The sequence below is a fragment of the Metabacillus sp. YM-086 genome, from assembly GCF_048059995.1.
GTDB lineage: Bacteria > Bacillota > Bacilli > Bacillales > Bacillaceae > Metabacillus > Metabacillus litoralis_B.
In genome coordinates, this window is the sequence record NZ_JBLUOI010000032.1 from 1 (window position 1) to 16251 (window position 16251).

At 35.5% G+C, this 16251-nt stretch carries 12 protein-coding genes, 1 pseudogene and 1 riboswitch; of the genes and pseudogenes, 3 read left to right on the forward strand and 10 right to left on the reverse strand.

Features of this window, described 5'->3' with window-relative positions; genetic code table 11:
- Positions 1–491 (reverse strand): annotated as a pseudogene (locus tag ACEWK1_RS14635) (hypothetical protein); the annotation flags it as partial.
- Positions 492–842: 351 nt separating this feature from the next.
- On the opposite strand from ACEWK1_RS14635, the gene ahpC reads away from it, so the two are divergent.
- Both ahpC and ahpF read left to right on the forward strand, forming a co-directional pair.
- On the forward strand, positions 843–1406 hold the full coding sequence (ahpC, locus tag ACEWK1_RS14640; protein ID WP_121664039.1) for an alkyl hydroperoxide reductase subunit C: 564 nt from the start codon (positions 843–845) through the stop codon (positions 1404–1406).
- Between the two features lie 12 nt (positions 1407–1418).
- Positions 1419–2948, forward strand: a complete 1530-nt coding sequence (gene ahpF / locus ACEWK1_RS14645; protein WP_212135265.1) for an alkyl hydroperoxide reductase subunit F — start codon at positions 1419–1421, stop codon at positions 2946–2948.
- A 485-nt stretch (positions 2949–3433) separates the two neighbouring features.
- Here the strand turns inward: ahpF and ACEWK1_RS14650 are convergent, their stop codons facing one another.
- The 5 genes from ACEWK1_RS14650 to ACEWK1_RS14670 form a co-directional block, all read right to left on the reverse strand.
- Positions 3434–3790, reverse strand: coding sequence for a nucleotide excision repair endonuclease (locus ACEWK1_RS14650; protein WP_251397073.1), 357 nt, complete (start codon positions 3788–3790; stop codon positions 3434–3436).
- Positions 3791–3878: 88 nt separating this feature from the next.
- Positions 3879–4220 (reverse strand): hypothetical protein, encoded by a 342-nt coding sequence (locus ACEWK1_RS14655; RefSeq protein ID WP_251397076.1) that lies wholly within the window; start codon positions 4218–4220, stop codon positions 3879–3881.
- A 297-nt stretch (positions 4221–4517) separates the two neighbouring features.
- The gene (locus tag ACEWK1_RS14660; protein WP_416636437.1) at positions 4518–7091 is read right to left on the reverse strand and encodes a lipocalin-like domain-containing protein; all 2574 of its coding nucleotides are present in this window, start codon (positions 7089–7091) and stop codon (positions 4518–4520) included.
- A gap of 908 nt (positions 7092–7999) precedes the next feature.
- The gene (locus ACEWK1_RS14665; RefSeq protein WP_416636438.1) at positions 8000–9790 is read right to left on the reverse strand and encodes an ABC transporter ATP-binding protein; all 1791 of its coding nucleotides are present in this window, start codon (positions 9788–9790) and stop codon (positions 8000–8002) included.
- On the reverse strand, positions 9762–10541 hold the full coding sequence (locus tag ACEWK1_RS14670) for a MerR family transcriptional regulator (RefSeq protein WP_416636439.1): 780 nt from the start codon (positions 10539–10541) through the stop codon (positions 9762–9764). Before ACEWK1_RS14670 ends, ACEWK1_RS14665 begins: the two co-directional genes overlap by 29 nt.
- Positions 10542–10775: 234 nt before the next feature.
- Between ACEWK1_RS14670 and ACEWK1_RS14675 the strand changes: the two genes are divergently transcribed.
- Positions 10776–12467, forward strand: coding sequence for an ATP-binding protein (locus tag ACEWK1_RS14675; RefSeq protein ID WP_416636440.1), 1692 nt, complete (start codon positions 10776–10778; stop codon positions 12465–12467).
- A gap of 117 nt (positions 12468–12584) precedes the next feature.
- On the opposite strand, the gene mmuM is transcribed toward ACEWK1_RS14675, so the two are convergent.
- From mmuM to ACEWK1_RS14695, 4 genes are read right to left on the reverse strand one after another with little or no spacing between them, the layout of a single operon-like run.
- Positions 12585–13520, reverse strand: a complete 936-nt coding sequence (gene mmuM, locus ACEWK1_RS14680) for a homocysteine S-methyltransferase (RefSeq protein ID WP_121664047.1) — start codon at positions 13518–13520, stop codon at positions 12585–12587.
- A gap of 48 nt (positions 13521–13568) precedes the next feature.
- Positions 13569–14306 (reverse strand): amino acid ABC transporter ATP-binding protein, encoded by a 738-nt coding sequence (locus ACEWK1_RS14685; protein WP_121664048.1) that lies wholly within the window; start codon positions 14304–14306, stop codon positions 13569–13571.
- Positions 14303–15025, reverse strand: a complete 723-nt coding sequence (locus ACEWK1_RS14690; RefSeq protein WP_416636441.1) for an amino acid ABC transporter permease — start codon at positions 15023–15025, stop codon at positions 14303–14305. Before ACEWK1_RS14690 ends, ACEWK1_RS14685 begins: the two co-directional genes overlap by 4 nt.
- A gap of 21 nt (positions 15026–15046) precedes the next feature.
- Entirely contained in the window at positions 15047–15865 is an 819-nt protein-coding gene (locus tag ACEWK1_RS14695; RefSeq protein WP_121664050.1) for a transporter substrate-binding domain-containing protein, read from the reverse strand.
- A 214-nt stretch (positions 15866–16079) separates the two neighbouring features.
- Positions 16080–16182: riboswitch (SAM riboswitch) on the reverse strand.
- Between the last annotated feature and the right edge of the window lie 69 nt (positions 16183–16251).

Genomic DNA, 16251 nt, shown 5'->3' on the forward strand with positions numbered 1-16251 from the left:
GCTTCATTTAACTCATCAATATAAGCTCTAAGACTTCCTTCCTGTTCACTCAGCTCCAAAACCTTATCAGCATGTGCTGAATCGCTGCTCTTTATTAAAGCTTCTTTTTGTAATAAAAGTTTCTGGTAATCATCCTCCACATTTGATAGAGGTTGTAGCTTATTCCTTATTTCATTGATTGATTCATCAATATCCGATTTAGTTTTTAATACCTCACCTAGCCTATGTTTTGTAGCTAGTAGCTCCTTGTTTTCCTTTGAAAGTTTCTCATCCTTTGTACCAGATAATGTTGCAAATAAGTTTGTTAAACTCATTCGTTCTAGCTTATTAACATCTTCTTGATCAGATTTTAATTGATCGTTTAATTGAGAGATTTTCCCTTCAACTGCTTCTAATTCTTTTTGAAAATCCTCAATCTGGACTTTATATTTTTGTTTTTTCCTAAGGTCACCATTAATCTTGATTAGTTGCTCATTTATATCTGAGAACATGTTCATTCCCCCAGTTTTCTCTGTTTCTATTTCATACGTAGAAAATGGAAAAAAAGTTTCAATAGAATATAGACTAGTATCAATTGTTACTTTCAAATGAGAAAAGGTGATTATACTTTATTCTAATAATGGAAATAATGCTTAATGGCTAGCTACAGCATATCTTTACAACTAGTTAAAATATAGGTGAATTAAAATACTATTAATTTATAAATACACTTTTAAATAAATTATCAATCTGTTACCCTTGACGTATAATGAATTTTATTTGATAATTTATTTAAAATTAGAGAGATTATAGATAGTATATTTAAGTTATCTATTATCTCAACTACATAGGAGGAAAATAATATGTCATTAATTGGTACTGAAGTAAAACCTTTCGCAGCAAAAGCATTCAAAGATGGTGAATTCATCGATGTAACAAACGAAGATTTAAAAGGTCAATGGAGCATCTTCTGCTTCTACCCAGCAGATTTCACATTCGTATGCCCAACTGAGCTTGAAGATCTACAAAACGAATATGATAACTTAAAAGCACTTGGTGTTGAAGTATACTCTGTATCTACTGATACTCACTTCACTCACAAAGGCTGGCATGACAGTTCAGAAAAAATCGGTAAAATCAAATATGCGATGATCGGTGATCCATCTCAAGTAATCTCTCGTGGATTCGAAGTATTAAACGAAGAAGAAGGTCTTGCTGATCGTGGTACTTTTATCATTGATCCAGACGGCGTAATCCAAACTGTTGAAATCAATGCAGGTGGAATTGGTCGTGACGCAAGCACGTTAATCAACAAAGTAAAAGCTGCACAATATGTTCGTAACAACCCAGGCGAAGTTTGCCCAGCGAAATGGCAAGAAGGTTCTGAAACACTTAAGCCAAGCCTTGACCTTGTTGGAAAGCTGTAAGGAGTGCAATAAATGGTACTTGATGCAGAGATTAAAGCACAGTTAGAGCAATATCTTCAACTACTAGAAAGTGATATTGTGCTAAAAGTTAGTGCTGGTGATGATAATGTTTCAGGTGACATGATGGAGCTAGTGAATGAGCTAGCTTCCATGTCATCTAAAATTACTGTTGAAAAAGCTGATTTACCAAGAACGCCAAGCTTTAGTGTGAATCGTGTTGGTGAAGATACTGGTGTTACTTTCGCTGGTATTCCTTTAGGACATGAATTCACTTCTTTAGTGTTGGCTCTTTTACAGGTTAGTGGAAGAGCGCCTAAGGTTGACCAAAGCGTGATTGACCAAATTAAAGGCATTACTGGTGAACATCACTTTGAAACATACGTAAGCTTAAGCTGTCACAACTGTCCTGATGTTGTACAAGCTCTAAATATCATGAGTGTTTTAAATCCTAATATCACTCACACAATGATTGATGGTGCAGTTTACAAGGAAGAAGTTGAACGTAAAAACGTTATGGCTGTTCCTGCCGTTTACCTAAACGCAGAATTCTTAAGCGGCGGTCGTATGACGATTGAGGAGATTCTTGCTAAGATCGGTACAGGCCCTGATGCTTCCGAGTTTGAAAACAAAGAACCTTATGATGTTTTAGTTGTTGGAGGCGGCCCTGCTGGTTCAAGTGCGGCAATCTACGCAGCTCGTAAAGGTATTCGTACAGGTATCGTTGCGGAGCGCTTTGGCGGCCAGGTTCTTGATACAATGAGCATTGAGAACTTTATTAGTGTAAAAAGCACTGAAGGTCCTAAGCTAGCGGCAAGTCTTGAAGAGCATGTTAAAGAGTATGGTGTTGATATCATGAATCTTCAACGCGCTAAAAGCATTGAAAAGAAAGATCTTTTCGAGCTTGAGCTTGAAAATGGCGCTATTCTAAAAAGTAAAAGTGTGATTGTATCAACAGGTGCACGCTGGCGTAATGTAGGCGTACCTGGTGAGCAAGAATTTAAAAACAAAGGTGTAGCTTATTGCCCTCACTGTGATGGTCCATTGTTTGAAGGAAAACATGTAGCTGTTATTGGCGGTGGTAATTCTGGTATCGAGGCAGCAATTGACTTAGCAGGTATTGTTAAGCATGTTACTGTACTAGAGTTTAATCCAGAACTAAAGGCTGACGAGGTGCTACAAAATCGCCTGAACAGTCTTCCAAACGTAACAGTACTGAAAAATGTTCAAACGAAGGAAATCACTGGTACAGATAGTGTTAATGGTATTACATATATTGAACGTGATACCAATGAAGAAAAACACGTTGAATTACAAGGTGTATTCGTTCAAATCGGTCTTGTTCCAAACACTGACTGGTTAGACGGAGTCGTTGAACGTAATCGCATGGGTGAGATCATCGTTAATAAGCATGGCGAAACAACCGTTCCTGGTTTGTTTGCTGCTGGAGATTGTACGGATAGTGCGTATAATCAGATCATTATCTCAATGGGATCTGGAGCTACTGCAGCTTTAGGTGCATTTGATTATTTGATTAGAAATTAATTCAAGTCGCTTTGCATATATTCATCATGCAAAGCGACTTTTTTTAACAAAAAACCCTCTAAGAGATCATAAGTATATAAAAAATTAATTTGTGTCGTGGAGGTATAGAAATTGATAGGCGGAGAAATTCCGGTTAAGGTATATCATTGGTACTTAAGAAGCCGATATAAGCGAATTTATTCCGGTAAAATTCTCTATATATGGCTAAATCTAAAGTTTTGGTTCATATAAACGGAAAAATTCCCCTTATTTCGTAGGGAATGTTAGTATTCCTCAATTTAAGCGTAATTTTTACGTTTATTTTTTTCAAATTTAGTAAAAAACACAACTATGTGTTCAAGATCATGTAAAAAATGCTTGGAGACACAATGTTCCAAGCATTTTCGCTAATCAAATGATCAGTTAATTTAAGTGCGAATAACCCGTGATTTCTAATTTATCCAAAACCGAACCCCGTTAAATTGTTAAAGAGGGGCTTTTTGTTTTTAGCGATAGAAAACTTTATCTACGTTATACTTCGCCTTAAGTTCATTAATAATATAGGTTTCATATATTTCTCTATGTACTGGGTCTTCGACCAAACAAACACTAATCTTCGTTACTTCTTCTCTATGTGATTTAATAGGAGAAACATTATCTTCGAAATGTTTTTTAATTCTTTGTCGTAACTTCCTAGCTTTACCTACGAATAATAATTCCTTATCATCGTTGTAAAACATAAAAATTCCACCTTTATCTCTGGTAATAAGGTGAAAATCAGTAAATCCATAAATATTACTTAACTCTGGATTTTCCTGTTTCGTAATTGTAACATCAGGTGATGGAATCGATATTTTGATCACTTACATGACCTCCTTTTCTATATCCTTAAATCCTACCATTATTTTAACACCATTGTTCATAATTTATTTCAAATCATGCTATTTTCTGTTAATCATTCTTAATCAAGCCCGGATCATTTTTAATATAAGCATCTCTTCGTTTAAAATAGCGCTTTTTTTGAACAATTTTTGCCAGTGTAATCATAATGACAGAAACAAACAGTGGTGCAAATGCATACCACCCTGAAAAAAATATGAGAAAAAGATGAAAGATAGAAAGTAAGAGTAATACCGAAACTAACATTAGAAACATCACATTAAAGGCTTGTAGTTCACGAATTCTCGTCCTTTCCTTTCTTTCCACTGTATTTTTTTTCAAATTCGCTAGATAGTCCATTTCAACAAGAGTAGTGGAGTAAGGTTCCACAAACCACTTTAAGATTTTATTCATTTGCTATCTCCCCTAAATCTGTTATAAGATATCTCCTTACTTCTATTGAAAATGGATTTATTAAAAATATAGAGATTACTTAGTTCAATTGTCAGACTTGAATAACAGTCATTATAGACTCCCCAACGAAAAGAGTCTATGGTTGATCATCATAGAATTATGATTGGGCAGTACAAGAAAAGATGTCTGTGAACGGAAATCAACAGCCTCTTTTCACCTCAAGCCAAATTAAAAAGACTGTAGACAAGCTCGTTTATTATTCGAGTTTATCTACAGTCTCCTTTTACTTTTCCGCTTCTATTCAGTTACTACCCCATCCGGATTTTGATAAAGTGATTGTACCTCATCCACTGTAATTGCCAATCCATCATAAACTCGAACTTCATCCATGAGCCCTTTAAAAGGAGTATCCCAATAGTTAACACCTAAACCAAATACTGCGTCTATTGAATTAAATACATTTGGGAAATTTCCTCCGGAGAATTTTGCTTCTCCATTGATATAAAGTACAGCATTTCCTTCATTAACAGTAAAAGCAAGGTGACTCCACTCGCCTACTGGAATGGTTGTATCTGTTGGGGCATCATACCATTGATCACCGTTGTGTGCCCAAACCATTGTATTACCCCAACTTGTTTTTGGAACAACACTAATCCAATTATTTGATGTTTCCGCTCCAAAGAAAGAAGTCGTAAACTCAGTAATTTGCTCAGGCTTTAACCACAAGGATACAGAATAAGTATCACCTGTAATTAACCCATCACCTAAGCGCAGGCCGGAGTTTCCATCAAATTTTGCAGCTTTACCCGCAACACCCTCTGCATAAGTAATTTGTCCGCCACGATTATCTAATCGATTTCCAGTAATAGATGCATCTCGGTTATTAACTGTTTGATCATTCAAATTATCATTAAAATTGTAATAACCGGATAAGCCACCTTCTTCTTCTGCAAGAACTGTAACAGAGATCGTTAAAGTATCTGTAGCATCACCAGATTCGATAGTCGCAGTTAAATCTACAATTGCATCTTCAGAATCAGAGCTTGGACGTGTTACGACTCCATCTGCAGAGATCACCTCAGGATTAGACGATTCCCAAGTGATTTTTGCTCCTCTTGTTGCTTCTGTTGCTAGTGATAAGTTGCTGATAACTGTTGTAGGCAAACTTGTGCTTAATTCTTGTTTGATCGCTTCAACTAATTCTTCATCTGTAGAAGCCTCGGAATAACTTCCCCAAATCACAACTCCTTCATCAGACATTGCACTAAATGTCATTACCCAGCTTTGTGAAGTAGGATCATATTGACGGATAAATACGCCATCATACGTACCTTCTCCATCGATCTTTAATTCTGCTCTGTACTTACCATATAGCTTCCATTTTCCTGTTACAGCACCAGTGATCTTGCCATTTTTGTTCAATTTAATCCAGCTTGACTCAGTTAATTCACTAGTGATTTCTTTTCCATGATTAATATATTTATAGTCACCAATTACATCTTGTCTAGTAACCTTTTCAATTGTTTCTCCAGCATAGCGATAAGGTGTTGGCACTGGCCATTTATCTTTATTTTTGAATGTTTGATGTACACGAACCTCATGCATTTCCCCTTGTTGCGGGAAGCGAGTATGAGTAACGATAAATTCTTTTCCTAACTCTTTATCGATTAAATAAGAGTTATGTCCTGGAGAAAGATAACCCGTACCGATTCCAGTACCTGCTTCACCAAGATCTCTTTTAAATAAAAAGTTTCCAATCATTTTATTTCCAATATCTTTATGATCATCATTTCCCGGGAAGTTTCCTACTCCCAGATCAAATGATTCAGAAAAAACAGCTTGATTTCCTTTGGCATCAACATATGGTCCATCTGGATTTTTTGATCTAAACTGTCTCATTTGATAACCGCCATCTGACGCTAAGCCGCCATATGTGATGTATAAGTAGTAATAGCCTGTTTCCTTATCATATACAGCATACGTTCCTTCAGCAGACCTTCCATAGCCAGAAGCTATTTTAGTACCAAAATATCGATCAATCATTCTTCCGTCTTTTGTTTTTCCATCCTTACCAGGATACTTTGGCAAGCCTGTTTTTTTATCTAATTCCAAAATAAATGTCCCACCAGACCAAGATCCGTAGGTCATGTATAACTTGCCATTTTCTCCTTCAAGGATATTGGCATCAATTGCATTCGTATAGAGCTTATTATTGTACGTACCAGTTTCTGTAAACCAATCTGGATTTACTTCGTCAATGGTACCATCTTTAATAAGATCAGAAAGATTTGTATTCTCCCAATGCTTATTTACATTACTGTTTTGATCATAAGCATCCACATTGGTAAAACCGGAATACATAATCGTATCAACATATTCAAATGGACCTTCAATATCTTTTGATACGGCTATTCCGATTGCTGATCGAATATAAGTGGAAGACACACTATAATACATCATGTAGGCACCCTTTGAACCATCTCCATTTACATAATGTTTATTCCAATAAATATCAGGCGCCCAGACTGCAAAGCCACCGCGGCTGTCTGAATCATTTTCACCTGCCCATTGAAATGACTCCTCAAGATTTGCTGACAAATCCCCATACACTGCATTATTAGGGGTTGTGTATCCATTCGTAAAATTATCCCAATTGATTAAATCCGTTGATTTTGCTGCATCAATATGTGAGCCATACACGTAGTAAGTACCCGTTTTCGGATCTTTAATGATAGACGGATCATGTACTGAAGCATTTCTAAATTCTAATGGTTCTGTATTGCTTTCTTTTTCATATCCGAGGGTACTACTTGGTATCACTAATAATAAAAATAGAAACACAGATAAAAATCTTTTAAGATTGCCTTTCACTTTTTCTCCTCCTTTGTTATCCATACAAAGCTTACCATTCATTTGTAAGTGTAAAATTTAGTATAGACATATACCGCATCACAAACCATGCGTACAAGTTATACCAATTAAGCTACCCATTTAACCTGACAACACCTCCAAGACTTACATATTTGTACTTACAACTCAGTATATAAAACGCTTACATATCTAACAATGATACTATTCTACTAATTCTACCTATTTTCTTTTCTAAGATTTTCAGGGAATATTTACTGTTACCTGACAAACGATACAAATTTTACTTAATTGTAATAATGTATGAAATCGTACAAAGTCCTTTACAAGAATCACAATAAGGTTATTGATTTGTAAAAGTAATTATAGAAAAATAATGAATCTAGATATTTAATAAGTGAATGAATTATAGGTCTAAAGTAACACCATGACTTCACTGGCTGTTTGGCTCTTACTAAAAATTAATCAAATTCTTGCCTATTCTTAATTGAGTAACGATAGTTTAAAATAAGCGTAGTTTTTCCGCTTAGACTGTAGAATGGAACTCGGTTTGGGGAATATAAACGGAGTTTCTCCGTTTATGCAAGGTAAAATGGTCTATTTTCATCTTTTTCGATTAAATAGGCGGAATCCTTCCGCCTATTTAACCTATTTTTCGTGTTATTCCCTCCAGTAAGAGGAATTTCTCCGCTTATTAGTAGCTTATTTCCTGGGGATTCTTGAAGATTTGAAGATTGCTTAATCGGTTGCTTATCTTGGTATAAAAACGCTTGTCTCCAAGCATTTTTTCTTGCTGTTTACTTGCTAAATTGTTTTTAACCCTAGTGCTAATGACTATACGAAAAGCAATGTTAATCCTTACTTTGTAATTCCAAACAGAACCCTTTATTATGATGCGGTTTTTACATCTATTACGTTACAATGGAAGATTTAATCGTATGGTTCCCTACTTCTCCATCCTGAAGCTGCTGCTTTGCTAGTTTTCGATATAAATCATGATGTTTAACTAGCTCATGATGTGTGCCAACTCCTGATATGATTCCACCGTCTAACACAACGATTTGATCTGCGTCTACTACCGTTGAGATTCGATGTGCAATAACAAGTGTTGTTCGCCCCTTCATTAAATGCTGAAGAGCTTTTTGGACAAGGAGCTCTGAGGCACTGTCCAAGTTAGAGGTTGCTTCATCTAATAAAAGAATCTTTGGATCACGTATTAAAGCTCGAGCAATTGCAATTCGTTGTCTTTGTCCACCAGATAACTTGATCCCCCGCTCCCCAACCTCGGTATCAAAGCCTCCTGGAAGACGGGAAATAAATTCTGAGGCATTGGCAAGCTCTGCTGCTGCCTTCATTTCTTCCTCAGAAACATCTCTTTCCATTCCGTATATAATATTCTCTCGAATCGTTCCCGACATCAATGGGCTTTCCTGAGATACATAGCTAAATTGACTACGCCATGACTTTAAATTAAACTCTTTTATATTTGTTTTTCCAAATAAGATTTCTCCTGAGTTTGGAAGATAAAATCTTTCGAGTAAGGCAAATAAGGTTGTTTTTCCACTTCCGCTTGGACCAACAAATGCTGTCGTTTTCCCAGTAGGAATCGATAGTGATATGTTGTTCAGGATAGAGTTGTCTTTTTTATATCCAAAGGTTACTTCTTTGAATTGAATATCTTGAGGAGAATTTATTACATGAAGATGTTCAGCACTTGGTTCCTTATTAGAGGCTAAAATCTGCTGAACTCGCTCAGCTCCTCCCATCGCCTTCTGAAAGGCTGTAAAAAAGCCTGCCATTTGACTAAAGGGGACGACAATTTGAAACATATAAATGATGATCGCAACAAGAGATCCGGCTGATAAAGCTCCAGATGCGACGCGAACACCGCCATAGCCAATTAATAGAACGAGAACAAGCATCATCGTAAAAGACATTAAAGGAGTAATAACCGCAAGAATTCGTGCTTCTTTTAAGCCATATTGAAATAAATGATCGATCCGTTTATTTCCCTTCGTTTGCTCCGTAGTTTCTGCCTGGAAAGCTTTAACTAGGCGAATGTCTGATAAAACTCTCCCTAAGTTTGCAGAAAACCCAGCCATCTCATCCTGAGTTAGCTTTGAAACTTTATACATTTTTTGCCCAAGTGGCATGATGATCGCAATAGAAACTGGAATAGCTATGAGCATGATTAATGTCATCTTCCAGTCTATTATAAGAAGAATAACAACAGATCCAATGATCGTAATTAAGCCAGTAATAAAGGTAATTAAATGCTGCGTAATTAACGTTTTAATAGTATTTGTATCCTGAGTAATCCTGCTCATCGTATCTCCGGATTCATGTTGATCAAAATAAGGAATTGGAGAATGAAGCACATGCTGCCAAAGTCTTTTTCTAATAGATGCGACAATTGACTCCCCTAAATACGTCATAAAATAATAGGAAAATCCTGATGAAACAGTTTGCACAACAAAAGCAACACCCAACAAAAGGATAACGGATAATTCTAAGGCTGATTGTGAGAGCTGATCCACCAGTGACTTTGTAAATAGAGGGACAATTAGTCCAGCCCCAGTCTCGAGTAAACTAAGAATAACAGCTACACATAATATTTTTACAGGTGGTTTTGACTCTTTAATTAAAAGCCAAAAAGTCCGAACATGATCTGCTTTAGGAAGGTTTCTTTGTTCCGTTTTCATTCCTTACATTCACACCTTTCTTTTTTAAATAAACATCTAAAGCCTTCGCCATCCATTCTTCCTCTTCAGCTGAAAATGGGGAATGAAACAGCCATGTATCATCTTCCACTTCTTTCTCTGAGATCTCTTGAACAAACCCAAGATCATCACCTGTTAAATCTTTCACAAGCAACATCATTTCACCAATCAGTTCTTGAACTTGATTCTCCTCTGGATTTAGACTAATTAGCTTTTTTAATTCCGTTGATATTTCTACCCACTTTTTTTCTAATTCCAACTGTTTGCTTTCAGGCACACTATATATTTCATTTACTAATTCTTCATCTATATAACCTTTTAGCCACTCTTTCTGCTCATGTTCCATTTGAATCGTATTGATCAGCGTAATAAAGATAGACGGCTCAATTTCTTTACGATCTTCTACTATGTGAAGCGCATGATCCAATGCCTTAATCACATTTTCAATTTGTTCCTTCTTTTGAATCATCTCTTTCCTTTGAAAAGAAAGAGTATCCTTCAAATCCCAAGTTTCTTTTTGGAAAAATTCTTTAATTTGCTCCAAAGAATAACCTAAAAATTTGAGAGTAAGAATTCTTTGTAAAGTAACAAAATCTTTATTTGTATAATAGCGTCTTCCCTTTTCTGTAACATATGAGGGCTTTAAAAGACCTAGTTCATCATAATAGTGTAACGTGCGAATTGTTGTTGCTGTTTTCTTTGAAAATTCACCTATGGAATATTTATCCTCCATGGAAATTACCTCCAATTACCTTTATGTATCAATCATATAACCTTACGTAACGTTAGAATCAAGATAAATCTAATCAATTCGTTAGTTTTTTTATGGATTATGAAAACCAACACTTAAAAAAGGTAATAAAAGGTGTTATTTTCCTTCAGCTCCTATCACTTAACTAAACTAAAATGATACTATTAGAATTAGTTAAAATCTTACAACAGATTCCCAAGAAAGCGGGGCATTGCTTTGGCAATTGTAAATCCTGAAAATATCCTTAATCCAAAAGTAGCTTTTACGAAGAATATTAATATAACAAATGGAACACATATCTTGTATCTACCCTCTGATCCTGAAAAGTACATTGAAAATGTAACTTCTTTTATTTCTAGTGGATTAACCCTTGGACAAGCAGTTGTAATTATTGATCAAAGGGAAACATTCGAACGAATCGTTCAAAAGCTATCTCACAAAGGATTTAGTCAGGAGCAAATAGATTCAATTATTTTCATAGAGAATGATGAATTCTATCAATCTTCGGAAATAATGGATGCAAACTCCTTGTTAGATAATTTTTCGGATTTGCTTGAGCCTCTTGTAAATAGCGGAGTGCCTATTCGTGTCTGGGGTAAAATAACGTGGCTTCCAGGACAATGTTGTTTAATGGAAAAACTTCATAAATATGAAGGAGCTGCAGATGATTTTATTGATAAAACAAAATGTTTAACTGTCTGTGCTTATGATCCTAATATATCTTCGACAGTTCTTATGGAGATTATGAGACATCATCAATACATTATGTCAGATACTGAGTTGGCTGTTTCGGGTTTTTATAAGAGGGAAAAGCTAGCACCTTCTATTGCAATGGAGGAAAATTTAGAAAGTTCCATTTCACGACTGAAAGATATACAAAAGCTTTTCACGGCTTTTATTGAAGAAATGCCAGATTCTGTTTTTATTACCTCAAAGGATGTTATTGTGCATATTAATAAATCTGGATTAAAGCTAATGGGCCAGGAATTAATTGAGTTAGTTGGTAAGTCAATATGGGAAATCACTGAAATTTCAAGTCATAACCTGATAAAAGATACATTTAATAAGATAAAAAGTGGGAAAACGGCATTACCTACAGAAATAAAATTAATAAAATTAGATCAGTTAACCGTGGACATTGAATTTGTTTCCTTTCCTTTTATATTTGAGGATTATTTAAATGACACAGTCATAACAATTGTTAGAGATTTAAGGGAAAGAAAAGAAAGTGAAAAGTTAGCAATTAGAAATGAAAAGCTTGGTATTGCTGGAGAGCTGGCTGCTAGTATTGCACATGAAATTCGTAATCCACTTACTGCAATTAAAGGGTTTTTAAAGTTAGCAAAAGAAGGGTTTTCAAAAATAGATATTTATTCGATTCTTGATAGTGAAATTGATCGAATTGAAACAATAGCTAGTGAGCTTTTAGTGCTTGGAAAACCTGTCTCAGAGAAAAAAATCAGATCAGATATCAGTGAATTACTTAAAAGCGTCTGTACCTTGATGTCATCTCAAGCTAATATGAGAGGTATTCATGTTGATTATACAAATCTGGAACCAAGCCTCTTCATCCATTGCAATGAGGAACAAATAAAACAAGTCTTTATTAACCTTATAAAAAATGGGATAGAAGCAATAGAATCAACTGGTAGTGTAGATATTCTGGTGTACGCTCAAAACAATCATGCTGTTATTAAGATTATAGACAATGGCAAAGGAATACCCGCACATATTCAACATAAGCTCGGAGAACCTTTTTACTCTACCAAGGAAAAGGGCACAGGATTAGGAATTATGGTGTGCTATCGAATTATTGAACAGCATAATGGAACAATGGAGTTCTCCTCTAAGGAAGGGGAAGGGACCACTTTCATTATTAAATTGCCATTAAGTATTAGTAGTCTATAGACCGTTTAGTTACAAAATCTGAACTGAATAGAATTGCCGTCTTCTGATCTTAGCTTTATCTCATTAAAAAGGAGCATAGATTTTTCATAACCTAATGCTCCTAAGTTTAGTCTTTATTTATTTTCTTGCCCATGCAGTTATTGCCTTTATATCCTCAGGCTTCGTTCTACAGCAACCACCTATGATCTTTGCACCTGCATCAAACCAACGTTGAGTACTATAGGAAAATTGATTTGTAGAAGATGGTTTATCCCATGTTTTACTTGTTGCATCATATTCCTCGCCTGAATTAGGGTAAACAATAATGGGTTTAGAGGTTTTTCCCTTTATTTCTTTAATTAACGTTTCAATGAAGTTTGGAGATGAACAATTAATCCCAATGGCAGCTACTTGCTCTTCCCCATCTAGCTCTTTTGCACAATCAGCGATGCTCTCTCCATTGCTAATATGTACTTCATCTTTTGCACTAAAGCTGATCCAAGCATAGATCTCCGGAAATTCCTTTAAAACTCTAACGATTGCTTTTGCCTCTAAAAGACAAGGAATCGTTTCACAAGCAAGGATATCAGCACCCGCTTCTACCAAGATTTTCATTCTTTCTCTATGAAAAACGACCAATTCTTCTTCATTTAATGGATAATCACCCCGATATTCGGAGCCATCTGCAAGAAACGCTCCGTATGGCCCAACAGAAGCAGCCACTAGCGGCTTTGGTCGATTTGAGGGCTGATGAACCTCTGCCCAAAACTCATCACGGGCCTCTGCTGCAAGGTGGACAGACTTTTTAATTAACTCAATTGCCTCTTCGTCGGATAAACCTCTTTCTTTATATCCTTCAACAGTGGCTTGGTAACTTGCTGTTATGGCACAATCTGCACCAGCTTTAAAATAATCTGTATGAACCTGCTTAATTAATTCTGGATTTTCTAATAGTATTTTGGCTGACCATAATCGATCATTTAAGTTGCATCCATAATTCTCAAGCTCAGTTGCCATAGCTCCATCAAGTATCATCATCGGGAAATCCCTTAAAATTTGTTCAATCGGGTTCATTTCATCCTTTTCCTTCCTACCGTAAAGCTACAAGAAGGAATCAAACCATTACTTCTTTAATACTTTACTTAAAAATTTCCTCGTTCTTTCAACGCTAGGATTGCTAAAAATTTGTTCTGCCGTTCCTTCTTCAAGAATTATTCCATCTTCCATAAAAACAACTCGGTCAGAGATCTCACGTGCAAAATTAAGCTCATGAGTCACAATCAGCATTGTATTTCCTTCATTTGCAACAGCTTTTATCACGGATAAAACTTCATCAACTAATTCTGGGTCGAGAGAGGAGGTTGGTTCATCAAACAATAACACTTCTGGATTTAATGCTAGCGCTCTAGCAATTCCAACCCTTTGCTGTTGTCCTCCTGAAAGCTGTGCTGGATAATGATTTAATCGATCTTTCAAGCCAACCTTTTCAAGAAGATCTTTTCCTACCTTACTAGCCTCAACTGAATTCATGCGCTTCACACTGGTCAAGCCAATCATGACATTTTGTAGCACAGTTAAATTTTTAAATAAATTATACTGTTGAAAGACCATTCCTGTTGAAGTTCTTAGTGACAAAATATCTGCCTTACCTGCTGATTGAACATCTACTCTTTTATCATTAATCTCAACAACACCACTTGTAGGAGTTTCAAGGAAATTTATACAGCGTAATAATGTTGATTTCCCTGATCCACTTGGACCTAAAATAGAAACAACTTCTCCTTTGTTAATAGAAAGATCAATCCCTTTTAACACATGCTGCTGATCAAAGTATTTATGGATATTTTCTAATTTAATCATGAGGCAATCCCTCTTTCATATCTCCGGACACGTTTCTCTACTAAAACAAGTAATCTCTCAACAACGATACATAAAATCCAGTAAATAATCGAAACAGCTATATACACTTCAAAAAAGGCCAGTCCGCGTGAGCCCATAATTTTGGCTTGTCCCATAATATCAATAACGCCAATAATAAAAACAAGGGAAGTATCCTTAATCGTACTGATGAACATATTTCCCAAGTTAGGTATTGCGACTGTTAAGGCCTGCGGGAAGATGATTTTAAGCATCATTTGGGTTGAACTCATCCCTATTGCTTTAGCCGCCTCAAACTGACCTCGATCAACAGATTCAATGGCTGATCTGATCGTTTCAGACAAATACGCACCCAAATTAATTGAAAAGGCTAATAATGCATAAATCTCTGGAGCAATAATGTTCACATCAAAATTTTGAAGCAAACCGTATTCCGTTTGAATTAAATAAATTACTTTTGGTATACCATAAAAAACAAGATAAATCTGCACCAACAATGGTGTACCTCTAATAAAAGAAACGTAAAAAGAAGAAATTGCCTTTAATACTGGAACTTGATAGATTTTTATAAGTGCTGTGGCAAGTCCAATAAATAAACTTATAATTAATGAGCCTACCGCAATGCCAATTGTAATTGGTAACCTTGCAACAATAGCAGGAAAGCTTTCTATTAAAAAACCAATATCTAATAAATTTTCCATTTTGAATTCCCTTCTTCAACCTTATTCAGGGATATATTCTCCACCAGTCCACTTTTTCGAAAGTTCAGCTAACGTTCCATCTTCTTTCAGTTGCTTAATAACAGGATCGACCAGTGCTTTTAATTCCTCACCCTGCTTCTCATCTTTAAATACAATTCCCATATCATCTTGAACGATAGGCTGTCCAACAATCTCTACATCAAGATCATATTTTTCCAAAACCGTATTAATCATGATTGGATCATTAACATAGGCATCAATGCGTCCATTTTGTACATCTTGTAAAATCTCTGAAGGAGTACCACTTTCGCTATATTTTAGAATAATGTCATTTTCAGCTTTCTTATTATGTTCTTCTAGCAAAAGCGTATAAGAATCGCCAGCCAACGCTCCGACCTTTTTACCCTCTAAATCTTCTATTGACTTAATATCTGTTCGACCAGATTTCACAACAATGACGGTTTCTGCAGCAAAATAAGATTCATCTGTAAATAAGTATTTCTCTTCACGTTCTGGTGTTTTTGCTATTTGATCTGCAACTGCTTGAATTTTATTTGATTCTAATGCAAGAAACATACTATCCCAAGGTGTAGCAACAAATTCAAACGTATAACCATCTAGCTTTTTATCAATTTCCTTCACTACGTCAATATCATATCCAGTAAGTTCATTGTTCTCATCAGCAAAAGCAAAAGGTGGATAATCATTTTGTGTTCCAACTAAAATGACTTTATCACCTGTTTCTTCTTTTGCAGTTTCTTTTGATGAACAACCACTTACTATTCCAGCTAAGCCTAATAGTGCAATCATCGGTACAAGTAATCGAGATTTTCTTTTCATTTCATTGACTCCTTTTTTCATTATGATGTAAATATTAATTCTCACTAAATTCATAGGAATAATAGTGCTATTATAACGAATAGAATTGGTATTGCAATGATTATTTTAAATTTTATGTAAATTTCGAATTATTATATACAGCAATTTAGTCTTCTCGGTTCTTTTATCAAACAAAAAAGCCTCCTTCAATCAGAAAGAGGCTTTTTCTATCTAAACCTTATCTCTCAGAATGAAACACTCTGCAGGAATTAGCACCTTTCATAAATGATGGTTGCTGGACGTCGTCGGGCCTGTCCCTCAGTCTCTCGTGATAAGATATTCAGTTTTTAGTATAGTATGATATTATTTAATATTAAGACTATTGTCAAACAATTTTTTATTAATAT

Excerpts from the sequence above, each read along its gene's own strand:
- ACEWK1_RS14690 (WP_416636441.1), bottom strand. The coding sequence starts at position 15,025 with ATGGAAAATTTATTAGATATTGGTTTTTTAATAGAAAGCTTTCCTGCT.
- mmuM (WP_121664047.1), bottom strand. The coding sequence starts at position 13,520 with ATGAACCCGATTGAACAAATTTTAAGGGATTTCCCGATGATGATACTT.
- ahpC (WP_121664039.1), top strand. The coding sequence starts at position 843 with ATGTCATTAATTGGTACTGAAGTAAAACCTTTCGCAGCAAAAGCATTC.
- ACEWK1_RS14670 (WP_416636439.1), bottom strand. The coding sequence starts at position 10,541 with ATGGAGGATAAATATTCCATAGGTGAATTTTCAAAGAAAACAGCAACA.
- ACEWK1_RS14685 (WP_121664048.1), bottom strand. The coding sequence starts at position 14,306 with ATGATTAAATTAGAAAATATCCATAAATACTTTGATCAGCAGCATGTG.
- ACEWK1_RS14655 (WP_251397076.1), bottom strand. The coding sequence starts at position 4,220 with ATGAATAAAATCTTAAAGTGGTTTGTGGAACCTTACTCCACTACTCTT.
- ACEWK1_RS14665 (WP_416636438.1), bottom strand. The coding sequence starts at position 9,790 with ATGAAAACGGAACAAAGAAACCTTCCTAAAGCAGATCATGTTCGGACT.
- ACEWK1_RS14695 (WP_121664050.1), bottom strand. The coding sequence starts at position 15,865 with ATGAAAAGAAAATCTCGATTACTTGTACCGATGATTGCACTATTAGGC.
- ahpF (WP_212135265.1), top strand. The coding sequence starts at position 1,419 with ATGGTACTTGATGCAGAGATTAAAGCACAGTTAGAGCAATATCTTCAA.